This window comes from Candidatus Rickettsia kotlanii (genome assembly GCA_030295365.1).
GTDB classification, from domain to species: Bacteria; Pseudomonadota; Alphaproteobacteria; order Rickettsiales; family Rickettsiaceae; genus Rickettsia; species Rickettsia kotlanii.
On the sequence record AP027062.1, the window covers coordinates 153,345 to 166,743 of the forward strand.

The following is a 13,399-nucleotide window of genomic DNA, read 5'->3' on the forward strand; positions in this document are numbered from 1 at the left end:
CCGCTTTTGCGGGAATGACATAGAGTTTTTCATTTACTATCATTTAGTTAGCAATGCCTTGCTTTAAACATTTTTTATAAGCGTAAGCCATTCTTCTTCATCAATAATTTTAATATTAAGCTCTTTAGCTTTTTTAAGTTTACTGCCTGCATCAACACCGGCTACAACTAAATCCGTGTTCGAGGATATGCCAACTGTAACTTTAGCCCCAAGCTTCTCAGCCGTTGCTTTAGCTTCTGCTCTAGATATCGTCAGTAAACTACCGGTAAATACGACTATCTTGTTCGTTAAACTACTCTGTTCTCTAGTCTCTTTATAATCTTCAATATTTAATATTTCACCAAGTTTTTTGATAAGCTCAATATTTTCTTTAACATCAAAAAAATCAATAATATCTACTAAAATCTTATCACCAATTCCTTCTAAATTGTTTAGTTTTTGATAAATATCAGACTCATTTGTTCTAAGCAATTCCATTTGAGCTATAAAATTATTATAGCTGCCAAATTCTCTAGCAAGTAATTTAGCATTTTGTTCACCGATATGCCTTATGCCTAATGCATATATAAATCTTGGCAAACTAACGTTTTTTGATTGTTCTATATTTTTAAAAAGATTTTCTACTGATTTTTTACCCCATCCATCCATATTTTCAAGTTTTGCTAAGCTAGAGTCATTTTTTTCTTTTAAAAAGAAAATATCTAAAGGATTACTAATCAATCCCTTATCTATTAAAAACTCAACTTGCTTACGCCCAAGCCCCTTAATATCCATAGCATTTTTCGATACAAAATGACGGATACGCTCATAATTCTGAGCAGGGCAGTTAAGGCCATTATCACAGCGTATAATAATATCTCCAGGCACATAATGCAACTTAGAATTGCATGACAGACAAAATAAAGGAGTATCAAACGATGCTGTATCATTAGGACGTTTATCAAAATCAACTCCCATGATTTTAGGAATAACGTCACCAGCACGTTGCAGGAATACATAATCCTTAATCCGCACATCTTTTCGTGCAATTTCTTGGAAATTATGTAATGTTGCTCTACTAACGGTGACCCCGCCTATTTCTATGGGTTCAAGTTCGGCTACCGGCGTTAACGTACCAGTTCTACCGACCTGTACAGTAATAGCAAGTAACTTTGTGTGTCCTATTATTGCAGGAAATTTATGAGCAGTAGCAAAGCGTGCACTTCGTGCAATAAAGCCCATTCTATTTTGCAGTGCAAAATCATTTAGCTTATATACTACTCCATCAATTTCATAAGGTAAATTTCCCCTATTTGTTTTGAGATATTCGTAAAAGGCGAAAATTTCTTCTTCAGAACTTGCAAGTTTAGATATTTCATTAATGTTAAAGCCGCATTCCTTTAATTTTGTAAGTAATTGATCTTGTGAAGACGCGAGATTCTGTTCAGTTACTCCTCCTGAATATACAAAATATTTGAGTGGTCTTTTAGCTGTAATAGAAGCATCAAGCTGACGAAGTGATCCGGCAGCAGCATTACGAGGATTGGCAAATTTATCCTTGCCCTGCTCTTTTTGTTCTTTATTTAGATTTAAAAAATCTTGTTTTTCAATATAAATTTCCCCTCGTACTTCTAAAAACTCTGGAACATTATCTATTTTATGAGGAAAATTTTTAATTGTTTTAATATTTGCTGTTATATCTTCACCAACACGTCCGTCACCTCTTGTAGCTCCCGTTGTAAGCACCCCGTTTTTATAAACAGCAGAAAAAGACAAACCGTCTATTTTAGGTTCACAAAAGATAGGAGCAAACTCATTAAGGCGTAAGAAATTTTTTATACGGTCTACAAAATCTCTCACATCTTGCTCATCAAAAGCATTACTGAGAGATAGCATAGGCACTTGATGCGTAACTTTAGCAAATTTATTTGTTATTTTAGCCCCTACTTTTTTGCTAGGACTATTTTCTAAAATTAAATGAGGAAATTTTTGTTCTAACTTGAGATTGGTATTAAATAGTTGATCATACTCACTATCAGGAACTAAAGGATTATCTTCTATATAATAAGCATGGTTATACGCTGCTATTTTATCAGCGAGTTCTTTTAGTAATTTTTGTGCTTCCTCTTCAGATATTAAATCAATATTTTGCATTAGTAGTTCATACTTTTATGTTAATTTATAATCAAATCCAATTCCTAAAATTTTTATTTTCTTCAAAATCGCTAATTGCTCGTTTTAGTCGTTCAGCATTTTTAGGACTTTTTAACAAGTATAGTTTCCTCCATAGCATTATGATCTTCAAGCGACATAATAACTACCGGTTTTTGTCTAGTTACAATCACTGAAGTATGATCTGCACAAACTTTTTTCATAACATAACCTACTTAAGTACGTTTACATGTAATAAGGCATGTTTTATAACTAGTCACTTTAAGAATCAAAATCAAAATCTTTACCTAGTTTAATATATGCTCTAATACGGCTCATGAGATTTTGGAAATATGTTAAATTATGCCATGTCATTAGCATAGAGCCAAGTATTTCACCGATTCTAACTAAATGATGTAGATAAGCTTTACTATAGTTTCTACAAGCAGGACATAGGCAATCATGTTCTAGCGGCTTGTTATCATCGGCATATTTGCTATTGCGGATATTGACCGTACCGTATTTCGTAAAAGCCTGACCGTTGCGACCTGAGCGTGTCGGAATTACGCAGTCAAACATATCTATACCCCTGCTAACCGCACCTATAATATCAGCAGGCTTACCGACTCCCATTAAATAACGCGGCTTATTTTGTGGCAGAAAATCAGGAGCATAATCAAGTACTTTAAACATAAGCTCCTGCCCCTCACCTACTGCAAGTCCACCTATAGCATAACCCTCAAAATCAAGTTCTACTAGATCCTTAGCCGATTGCTCACGTAATTCTTCGTAAACGCTACCTTGAATAATACCGAATTGTGCATAGCCTTCCCGCTTAACAAAAGCATTACGTGATCTATTCGCCCATCTAGTCGTAAGCTGCATAGAAGTTTTAGCTTCTTCAAAGGTTGCAGGGTAAGGCGTACATTCATCAAAAACCATAGTGATTGTGCTACCGAGCAGATATTGTATTTCGGTAGAACGCTCAGGAGTTAACATATATTTATCTCCGTTAATATGAGAGCTGAAACTTACTCCCTCTTCGTTTATCTTGCGTAACTTCGATAGCGACATTACCTGAAAACCGCCCGAATCGGTTAATATCGGCTTATCCCAATTCATGAATTTATGTAAGCCACCAAGCCGTACTATACGTTCGGCAGTCGGCCGAAGCATTAAGTGGTAAGTATTGCCAAGCAATATATCCGCCCCTGTTTCTGCTACCGATTCAGGTAGCATTCCCTTCACTGTTCCTCTAGTTCCAACCGGCATAAAAGCAGGAGTACGCATTTCACCGTGTGCGGTTACGATAATACCGCTTCTAGCTTTTTTATGCTGATGATGAATATTAAAAGAAAATTTTGACACTGATAATCACTTATTTTTAAAAGCAATATCTTAGCATACTATAGTTTATCCTGGAACATAAAAATTAAGATTAAAAGCAGGTATCATATAGAAGTAATTGTTTTATGCTGTAATTTAGCCTTCCGATGTCATTCCCGTATAATGATAATCTTTTCAACTCTAAACAATTATAGTCATTGACTTATTTTAATTACTTCTATAGATTATTTTTCTCAAATGATAATTAAACTCTGTCATTCATAATATAATCTAATTCATAAGAATTAAAATATGGAAAATAAAGAAGAAGAAACTTTAACCTCTGAGTGAATAATAGATGAAGAGGAGGAAAAGCTTTTAAAAGCTCAGAATGCAAGGAAAGAGCTTAAGCGAGCAATACACCTGCACCAAAAGCGTAGGCTAGATTCCATAAAGGGTAGTCACGTGTCGACTCAAATAAACCTGCTACATTAGCTTTACCTTTATCCATTCCTTTATATGTTCCATAATGGAATGATAAATTACCTAACTGCTTATCTAGAATATCTCCGGATTTACCTTTTAAATTACGTAATCTTGACACTAGGCTTTTAATATCTTTTTTTGATACCTTCGACATCTACTTTAGCAGAGTTTGAATTTGATTCTTTCATAATTTACTCCTTTATTAGTTTACATTTTGTTAAGCAAACTATTTTGCCTACAAAACTTATACGATACTCCTCTTATAAGAACTTTACAATAGCTTAAACAATAAAAAAACCGAACCTAAACTAGATTCGGCTAAATTTAATGATTTTTTATTTCGTATTACTTCTACTTACTACCAAACAAAGAAACAATTTTATTAATTAATGATTCAATATTAATGGCTGATTGAGTATATTTTATCTCTTCATTAGCCGCTAAATTTTCATCGTCATTACCTGGTACAATTGAAATATATTTACCTCCAAGTAACCCGATGGTGACTACTTGGGCTTTAGAATCTTTAGGTATTTTAACATCATCATTAATATTTAGATATACACTTGCATAAAAGCTATTTGGATCTAAAGTAATTTTCTTTACACTACCGATTTTTATACCTGAAATCATTACGTCGCTTCCAACTGCTATCCCTTCCGCACTTTGGAAATGAGCAGTTACCTGATAGCCTTTTGAGCTAGTTATAGAACTACATGTTTTGTAGGCAAAAATCAAAAATAGCAAAGCAATAATTAATACTACAAAGCCTATAATTGTTTCAATAATGTTTTGTTGCATTGTTTTTTATATTTTATTAATTAATTACGGTTGCCATCTATTATATTTAAGATTTGATGTTTTAGGCAACTTTTTAACTATTTTATTATTCTTTTGCCATGGAAAAAGCTGCATATTTTTTGGTATCTCATTTACTAAATGATGTAACCAAGCGTGCCAACTTGGTGGAATTTTTGTAGGTTCATTTACATCTTTATAAATAACAAACCTCCTTGGACGCCCTACATAATCAATATTACGGCTTTCATAATATTGATTTAAAAACTCATCTTCTCCTACTTTTTTGCAAAAAAAAGTAATAAAAAACTTATCTATCCACGACATTTTAAAATTTCTATAGCAGTTTCTCTTCCTTGCACTGCAAGTTTATCGGCAGCAATATTACCACTATTATTTGCATGACCTTTTACCCATTTCCAAATAATAGTATGTTTGCTCAATTCTGCGTATAATTTTTGCCATAAATCGGCATTTTTAACGGGTTCATTGTTGCTTTTACACCAATTATTTTTTATCCAATTATGAATCCAAGCGGTAATTCCTTGTTGCAAATATTTACTATCGGTATAAATCTCAATATTACAAGATTTTTTTAAAACCCTCAAGGCTTCAAGTGCTGCCGTAATTTCCATACGATTATTAGTCGTATCTAACTCATACCCAAATACTTCTTTGCTAGTATCATTAAATTGAAGCAAAGCTCCCCACCCTCCGGGACCTGGATTACCCGCACATGCACCATCAGTATATATCACTACTTTTGAATCCATAATATGCATCAACTAGGTTTAGAAGAATTACGAAACTTATCTAACATTATAACATTTGGACTTGAAGATGATGAAGTCTGATAACTTTTATTATTACTTATTTCCTCTTCATGTTGAGGATTTTCATGTATATTTAACGACTGATTAAAAGTGAGACTGTAATTATTATTGGAATCAACAAAGCTAATAAGTGCATCAAAAGGTACGTAAATTATTTCTTTCACACCGTCAAAACTTACCGTTAAAGAAAAGCCCGTATCATTTACTATTAAATTTTCAAACTGATATTGCAGTACTATTGTTATCTGTTTCGGATATGCCTGTTTAACTTTTGAAGGTAAAATTACCGCGGGGTTATCGGTTCTGTACGATATGTATATTAACTGATCCCCATATAAATTTTCATGCTGAATTTTTGTTAGAATTTTTTTCACAAATTCTAGCATATATTCATACACAAATTTTTTATATTCAATATTCATACGAGAAAAATAAATAAAAATAGGTCGACGAAGTTTAATTTGAATAGTTTACGTCATCACGAGGAAAAACTGTAAGTTTTGACGAAACAATCTCAGGAGTCCTACTTTATGAAATTGCCACATTCTCTACATTTGCTTGCAATGACGAGATCAACCGTTTTCAGGCAATGCCAATTTTTCAAATTAAACAAGTATAAGTGAGGGTTTTTCTGTTGCCCGGCACACCCTCAAGCCGCGTAGGGTTTAAGCTGCTAAAGCTAAACGACCTACAGAACGATTATTATCGTTTGCGTTTCTTTGTTTTGACCCATATGGCAAAAGCCATCGGCGGAATCATCCCGAGTAAAAGCAATCTTTTTATTAGGCACGTCGATCCTATTTCGCCCCCCAAAAATACTCGATGAACTTCGTATTATCTACTCTTTAAGAGTTATTACATATTTAAACTTTTCTATATAATGTAGCTAATAAAGAGAAATTTGAAGGCGACATGGAATGCAGAACTGCAGCATACACGCAAGTAACATGAGGCTTCGAGACCGGATCGACATACAAATTACCTTTAGGAGCAAGTTATTTAGAAAGTTTTGGTGGAGGCGTCGGGTACTGCCCCCGAGTCCGCAACCTCTATTCTAAATTACGTTTATTACTATAGCTATATTAGCACCAAGTATTATGCCTTAATTTGATTAAAATGTAAAGGTCAAATAAGAATTCTAGATTTATATTAAAAATGGACTTATAATAAATGTTTAGAATTCTAAATTAAAAACTTAATTATGCTACCAAATCTTGGGATTATCGCCGGCAGAGGTTCATTACCTTACTTAATAGCAGGTCATTATACAAAGCAAGGCGGTAATTGCTATATAGCGGCAATTAAAGACGAAGCTGATATAGATCAAATTAAAGATTTTGAATATAAGATTTTAAAAATCGGTATGATCGGAGCAGCTATAAAATATTTTAAGAAGCATGAGGTAAAAAATATTGTTTTTATCGGTGGAGTTAATAGACCAAATTTTAAAAATTTAGCCGTAGATAAAATAGGCGGTTTATTGCTTTTCAAAATAGTTGGGCAAAAAATTCGAGGAGATGATAGTTTGCTAAAAACAGTAGCGGATTTTTTTGAAAGTTACGGTTTCAAGGTAATTTCAAGTAATGAAATATATAAAAATCAACAAGATAACTCCAATATTATAACCGATACTAACCCTATAAGTTCAGATAAAAATGATATTGAGCTTGGAATAAAATTATTGAATCATCTAAGTGCATTCGACATCGCACAATCGGTTATAGTTGAAAGTGGCTACATACTTGGTATAGAGGCTGCCGAAGGAACGGATAATTTAATAACGAGATGTGCAGATTTACGTAAAAATCCTCATGGAGGAGTATTAGTAAAAATAGCAAAATTAGGTCAAGATAATAGACTAGATATGCCGACGATCGGTCCTAATACTATAAAAAATCTTGCTAAAGATAATTACAAAGGGGTAGCGATTCAAAAAAATAACGTAATTATAGTCGAAGAAGAATTAACTATAAAACTCGCTAATGAACATAAAATTTTTATAACAAAATGTTAGCAATAGGTATTACCGGTAGCTATGCATCAGGCAAAACTTTTATGTTGGATTATTTAGCAGAAAAAGGATATAAAACTTTTTGTGCCGATAAATGCATAAAAGAATTATATCAAGATGTAGTTTTGCAAACTCAGATTTTAAAATTACTACCTGAACTTGGGTCTTTCAATATTAGAAAAATCAGTAATTTAATTTACAATAACGACCTAGCTAGAGAAAAACTACAAAATTTTATTTACCCCTTACTAATAGATAAACTCATTTTATTTAAAAAAGAAAATGCTAATTCCAAATTTGGCTTTGCTGAAATACCGTTGCTTTATGAAGCTAAATTTGATAAGTATTTCGATTTTGTCGTAACAATATACTGCTCTGAAGAAATAAGAATGCAAAGAGCAATAACGAGATCTTCGTTTGATATAGAAATTTATAATAAAATCAAAGAAATTCAACTATCACAAGAGAGCAAAATAGCAAAAGCAGATTTTGCTATAAATAGCGGCGTTGATATGTTAGACTTGGAAAAACAAATAGCGAAGCTAATAAAGAATTTGGAATGTCGAGTTTAAGAGAAATAATTTTAGATATCGAAACTACGGGACTTGACCCACAACAAGGTCATCGAATCGTTGAGATCGGTGCTATTGAGATGGTAAATAAGGTATTAACAGGCAGGAATTTTCATTTTTATATTAATCCTGAGCGAGATATGCCGTTTGAGGCTTATAGAATTCATGGCATATCCGGCGAATTTTTAAAAGACAAGCCTCTATTTCATACAATAGCCGATGATCTTTTAGAGTTTATTTCAGATAGCAAACTGATTATTCATAATGCTCCTTTCGATATTAAATTTCTAAATCACGAATTATCATTATTAAAAAGAACCGAAATTAAACTCTTGGAACTAGCAAATACTATTGATACTTTAGTAATGGCTAGAAGCATGTTCCCAGGCTCAAAATATAATCTTGATGCATTATGTAAAAGATTTAAAGTTGATAATTCAGGTAGGCAGCTTCACGGAGCTTTGAAAGATGCAGCATTACTTGCAGAAGTATATGTAGAGTTAATGGGCGGTAGACAATCCGCTTTTAAAATGGTTGATAAATCTGCCAGAATAAATAATTTAGCAACCAATCAAGTAAATAACAAAACAGAGCAAGCTACTATTGTTATTAAACCTACAAAAGAAGAGCTGCAAAAACATAAAGAGTTTCTCAGTAGAATTTTAAAAACTGCTTAGTAAAACGTCATTGCGAGGAGATGCAAAGCCTCAACGTGGCAATCTCAGGAATTTTATATTATTTCGTGAAATTGCCATGCTCTCTACGTTCGCTTGCAATGACGATTATCAATAATCCCCTTAAAACTTATTTATGAAAACAAATTTTCTTGTATTTATAACCTTCACAATACTTATCTCTTTAGGCTTTTGGCAGCTTAGTCGTTTAAAAGAAAAGAAATTATTTTTAGCTTCAATGCAAGCTAACCTAACCTCACCTGCAATTAATTTAGCAGAAATTCAAGATGGTTTACCTTATCACAAAGTAAAAATTACCGGTCAATTTTTGCCTAATAAAGACATATATTTATACGGTAGAAGGTCAATGTCGAGTGAAAAAGACGGATATTATTTAGTTACTCCTTTTAAAACCATAGAAGATAAAGTTATTTTAGTAGCACGAGGTTGGTTCAGTAATCGCAATAAAAATATTATCACGCAAGCTACAAACAACCGGCAGCACGAGATTATCGGTGTTACCATGCCATCAGAAAAAACTCGTATCTACTTACCTGCTAACAATATAAAAAATAATGTGTGGCTAACGCTAAATTTAAAAGAAACATCCAAAGTGTTAGGCTTAGATCTTGAGAATTTTTATATTATTGCGGAAGGAAAAGATATTAGTAATCTAGATATTTTATTACCTCTTACAATAAATCATTTAGCAGCAATCAGAAATGACCATTTAGAATACGCCCTAACTTGGTTTGGACTTGCTATTTCTTTAATCGTAGTATATGTAATTTATCGGCGCCGTTATATGGCTGTGGACGTCATCCCGCGAGCTTGTAGCGGGATCCAGAAAAATAATTAAAAAGACTGGCACCCGTGGTCAAGCTACGGGGTGACAGTAGAAAATCGATACATAAATGAATGATTTACAAAGAGAAGCATCCGATCCTAATTACTCTGTTTGGGTATCAGCATCTGCCGGTACCGGCAAAACCAAAATCCTAACCGACCGATTTTTACGTCTGTTAATAACGGGCGTAGAGCCTTCTAATATTTTATGCCTTACTTTTACTAATGCTGCAGCTATAGAGATGCAAGTAAGAATTAATAGCAGACTTAAATATCTTTCTCTTTGCAACGCCGAGCAACTAGAAGAAGCACTTTTCTTAATGAGCGGCAATAAGCCATCGCCACAAGAAACAGAAAACGCAAAAACTTTATATGATAAAATACTAAATAGCAATAAGCTTTTAAATATCTATACAATTCATGCTTTTTGTCAAAAAATCCTTAACACTTTTCCCTTAGAAGCCGGCATAACACCAGAATTTAAAATCCTTGAAGAAACTAAATTACAAGATATCTTCCTAAATATCAGAAACGAAATTTACTTAAGCGATGAACATAATGACTTAATTAAAATTTTACTTAACCGATTTCATGAAATAACTCTGCAAGATATTTTTACCGAGATAATCGAGCAGAAAATTAAATTCAGAAAGTTATTTATAAATAAGCAAATTCCCAAAGAAATATCTAATAAAAGATTAGCGTTAGGGGAATTAAATAATATTTACGATAAGGTAAAAAACTTACTTGCCGAGTACGATGTGGAAATAGCACCGAAAGAAATTTTTTTTACTAAAGACGGGAAAAAACGACAAAGCCTTTTATCGAAAGAATTAATAAGGAAATATCCTAAATTATTACTAGAGTTAGAAAAAATTACCTCTGAAATTTACCGATTAGATGAGCTGCGTCGCATAGAAGAGCTAGAATATCATACGAACTTACTGACTAAACTTGCGCATATTATTTTAAAAAAATACGATTCATATAAGGAAGAAAATAATTTACTCGATTACGACGATTTAATTTACTACGCCGAGAAATTACTAAATAATAAAACTACTCATGAGTGGTTGCTGCATAAGCTTGAAAGCGAGATAAATCATATTCTTGTCGATGAAGCACAAGACACAAGCCCCCCGCAGTGGAATATTGTTACTACTTTAATAACAGAGTTTAATGCTGTAGAGAGGCCAAATAATAGTGTTTTCATAGTCGGCGATGATAAACAATCGATCTTCAGTTTTCAAGGGGCTGATCTTCATAATTTCAACTTAGTAAATGAGCGACTAAAAGCAAATCTTACAAATGCTAATAAAAAATTCAAAAATATCACACTTGAATATTCTTATAGATCATGTACAGAGATTTTACAATTTACTTATAATGTTTTAAAAAATATAAAATCCAATTACCCGAGTTTATTTCTTTCAAATAATCCTTTAATATCCTCATTTCGTACACATCAAGGCTCTGTAACGGTTTGGCCATTAGTGACGAATGAAAAACAAGAAGAGCTTTTTTGGGCATTACCTAAAGATTATGAAAATTCTAAATCTGCTGCCGATTTACTCATAGAAAAAATCGTAAATTTTATAAAAGAACAAATAGAAAGCGAAGAAATTTTACCGTCTACTGCAAACAGGATATCTGAAAAAGATTTCATGATATTAGTCAGGAAGAGAGATGAATTTAGTAATAATCTAATCAAAGAACTTAGCAAAGCTCAACTTAAAGTTGAAGTAAGCGATAGAATGAACCTTAAGGAAAATCTAACTATAATGGATTTAATTTCATTAGCTAAATTTGTGTTACTACCTGATGATGATTTAAATCTTGCCGGTTTACTAAAATCACCGATTATTGGCATAAGCGAGCAGCAATTATACGAACTTCTTGTAAATAAAAGTGAGAATAGTTTATGGGATATACTCTCTTCACATAAGGAGATATATAATAAGTTAGATTCTCTAATTGAAATTTATAAAATATCGATTGTTGAGAACTTCTTTGATTTAGTGGTGCATAATCTAAATTTACGCGAAATTTACGATGATGATAGTGATGATATGATAAATGAGCTATTAACATTAAGCAAAAACTATGCAAATGATATAGATAATTCACTGCAAGGATTTGTTGCTTGGTTTGAAAATAACGATATCTATATTAAACGTGATATGGAGCATTCAGACAAAATAAGAGTAATGACCGTCCACGGCTCTAAAGGGCTTGAAACTCCTATTGTTATATTATGCGATTCTACTACTTTACCGATAAGCAACAATAAATTTATTTGGGATGATAAAGGAGAAATGTTTTTCTCTGCTAATGCTGCCGATACTCCTGAGTTTTTGCAAGAGCTGAAAGAAGCTGAAAAATTAAGAGATTTGCAAGAATATATAAGACTACTCTACGTTGCAATGACAAGAGCTAAAGACAGGCTGATTATATGCGGTTTTAGTAATAAATCTACTACTCCTGAAAATTGCTGGTATGAAATAGCCAAACACACTTGCGATAAATTTCTCAATTAGTAGCTGCTATATTAATATAATATACTACTAAGACACACATATATTTAAATAGCGTCTTATGTTAAAAATTTTAGAAAGTTTGAAAATAAAGCAAGAATTAAAATAGAAAGGTTAAATAATTACCATCCCTGCATTATGCTTATGCAAAAGGTAATACGGAATAATACTTAAATTTTTTTCTTTTAAGGCTTGTTTATACTTTGTTATTTTAGAAATAACAACTACAACAAGAAAAATCAAAATACTTATTAACAGAGGATATAAGATATTTAACTGATCAAACATCATTAATTTCAAAGAATTTAGTTAGATACTACATAATAGTAGTAACATTTATTTCAATTTAACTCCTATATCTTAAATTTAAATCATTTATATTTAGATATTGTCATAAGAAAATTAATAAGATTTTTATTGAAACCGCTACTTCTAAAATAGATAGCATAATAATTTATGCATTATGATAATAATCATGCTCTAATAAATCAGATTTAAGAATGCCACAATTATATTCATATGAATCTAAATAAGCTTGTAATTCATGAACATTTTGTTCTATTTTTTCATAATTATATTTATATGAGTTTTGGAATTTTTCAACTAATTTACCTTTATTAACAACTTTTTTATAAATATCTTCTTTAAAAAACCCATCTTTTTGTTCTTCACTACAAAAGTAATCCTTAAATTCACTATGTTTTTTTGGTAAATTAGAGATAAATTCTGCAAATTTTGCTAATTGAATATTGGTAATTAGAGTAAATACCAAACCTATGTTTTTCTTTATATTGGTTAACTCTGGAAATTTCATGCTCTACTGTATCTTTTTGTTCAATTTCAATAATATTATTAGATAAAATAACTAAATCTTTTTTATTAACCTCTTGCTTTTCAGATTCCTTTAGTTTTATATTCAGTATTTCCTCTTCTAATGCCTCTTTACTAAATAATTTTTTAAATGCAGCAAGCCACGAACCAAAAGCTGTACTTTTTAAAATATTCTTTTAACTTCATAACTAATTTCCTTGTTTATATTTTCTTAGTTTAATTTATAGTACTAGTTGGAAGTAATCAAGTTATAGAGCTAAGAAAAATTAATACTTTTGTAAAAATTATATATAGCGTAATAATTGAAAAACAGTTTTAAATACTTTAAATAATTTGACTATTTTAGAAAATTTTAATA

At 31.7% G+C, this 13,399-nt stretch carries 13 protein-coding genes and 1 other RNA gene; 5 read left to right on the forward strand and 9 right to left on the reverse strand.

Features of this window, described 5'->3' with window-relative positions:
- Positions 1–63: 63 nt before the first annotated feature.
- The 8 genes from ligA to ssrA form a co-directional block, all read right to left on the reverse strand.
- A complete protein-coding gene (ligA, locus tag QUD19_RS00925; RefSeq protein ID WP_498808235.1) occupies positions 64–2,133 on the reverse strand; it encodes an NAD-dependent DNA ligase LigA in 2,070 nt (689 codons plus the stop codon).
- 279 nt (positions 2,134–2,412) lie between these two features.
- Positions 2,413–3,498 carry a tRNA guanosine(34) transglycosylase Tgt gene (gene tgt / locus QUD19_RS00930; protein WP_498808236.1) on the reverse strand — a complete coding sequence of 362 codons (1,086 nt, stop codon included), beginning with the start codon at positions 3,496–3,498 and terminating at the stop codon, positions 2,413–2,415.
- Positions 3,499–3,862: 364 nt separating this feature from the next.
- Positions 3,863–4,096 (reverse strand): hypothetical protein, encoded by a 234-nt coding sequence (locus tag QUD19_RS00935; RefSeq protein WP_498808237.1) that lies wholly within the window; start codon positions 4,094–4,096, stop codon positions 3,863–3,865.
- Positions 4,097–4,293: 197 nt separating this feature from the next.
- Positions 4,294–4,743, reverse strand: coding sequence for an outer membrane lipid asymmetry maintenance protein MlaD (mlaD, locus tag QUD19_RS00940; protein WP_498808238.1), 450 nt, complete (start codon positions 4,741–4,743; stop codon positions 4,294–4,296).
- Positions 4,744–4,767: 24 nt separating this feature from the next.
- Positions 4,768–5,067 carry an NADH-ubiquinone oxidoreductase subunit NDUFA12 family protein gene (locus QUD19_RS00945; RefSeq protein WP_498808239.1) on the reverse strand — a complete coding sequence of 100 codons (300 nt, stop codon included), beginning with the start codon at positions 5,065–5,067 and terminating at the stop codon, positions 4,768–4,770.
- A complete protein-coding gene (rnhA, locus tag QUD19_RS00950) occupies positions 5,055–5,522 on the reverse strand; it encodes a ribonuclease HI (protein ID WP_498808649.1) in 468 nt (155 codons plus the stop codon). The genes QUD19_RS00945 and rnhA overlap by 13 nt, the downstream gene beginning before the upstream one ends.
- The gene (locus QUD19_RS00955; RefSeq protein ID WP_498808240.1) at positions 5,522–5,995 is read right to left on the reverse strand and encodes a ClpXP protease specificity-enhancing factor SspB; all 474 of its coding nucleotides are present in this window, start codon (positions 5,993–5,995) and stop codon (positions 5,522–5,524) included. Before QUD19_RS00955 ends, rnhA begins: the two co-directional genes overlap by 1 nt.
- A 196-nt stretch (positions 5,996–6,191) precedes the next feature.
- Positions 6,192–6,700: a transfer-messenger RNA gene (gene ssrA / locus QUD19_RS00960) on the reverse strand.
- A gap of 74 nt (positions 6,701–6,774) precedes the next feature.
- On the opposite strand from ssrA, the gene QUD19_RS00965 reads away from it, so the two are divergent.
- The 5 genes from QUD19_RS00965 (at position 6,775) to QUD19_RS00985 (ending at position 12,213) form a co-directional block, all read left to right on the forward strand.
- Positions 6,775–7,587 (forward strand): LpxI family protein, encoded by an 813-nt coding sequence (locus QUD19_RS00965; protein ID WP_498808241.1) that lies wholly within the window; start codon positions 6,775–6,777, stop codon positions 7,585–7,587.
- Positions 7,581–8,156 carry a dephospho-CoA kinase gene (gene coaE, locus QUD19_RS00970; protein WP_498808242.1) on the forward strand — a complete coding sequence of 192 codons (576 nt, stop codon included), beginning with the start codon at positions 7,581–7,583 and terminating at the stop codon, positions 8,154–8,156. Before QUD19_RS00965 ends, coaE begins: the two co-directional genes overlap by 7 nt.
- Positions 8,144–8,833 (forward strand): DNA polymerase III subunit epsilon, encoded by a 690-nt coding sequence (dnaQ, locus tag QUD19_RS00975; protein ID WP_498808243.1) that lies wholly within the window; start codon positions 8,144–8,146, stop codon positions 8,831–8,833. The genes coaE and dnaQ overlap by 13 nt, the downstream gene beginning before the upstream one ends.
- A 133-nt stretch (positions 8,834–8,966) precedes the next feature.
- Positions 8,967–9,689 carry an SURF1 family protein gene (locus tag QUD19_RS00980; RefSeq protein WP_498808244.1) on the forward strand — a complete coding sequence of 241 codons (723 nt, stop codon included), beginning with the start codon at positions 8,967–8,969 and terminating at the stop codon, positions 9,687–9,689.
- 55 nt (positions 9,690–9,744) lie between these two features.
- Positions 9,745–12,213, forward strand: a complete 2,469-nt coding sequence (locus tag QUD19_RS00985; protein ID WP_498808245.1) for a UvrD-helicase domain-containing protein — start codon at positions 9,745–9,747, stop codon at positions 12,211–12,213.
- A 451-nt stretch (positions 12,214–12,664) separates the two neighbouring features.
- On the opposite strand, the gene QUD19_RS00990 is transcribed toward QUD19_RS00985, so the two are convergent.
- Positions 12,665–13,024: a hypothetical protein gene (locus tag QUD19_RS00990; protein WP_498808246.1), complete on the reverse strand. Its 360-nt coding sequence runs from the start codon at positions 13,022–13,024 to the stop codon at positions 12,665–12,667.
- Positions 13,025–13,399 lie beyond the last annotated feature (375 nt).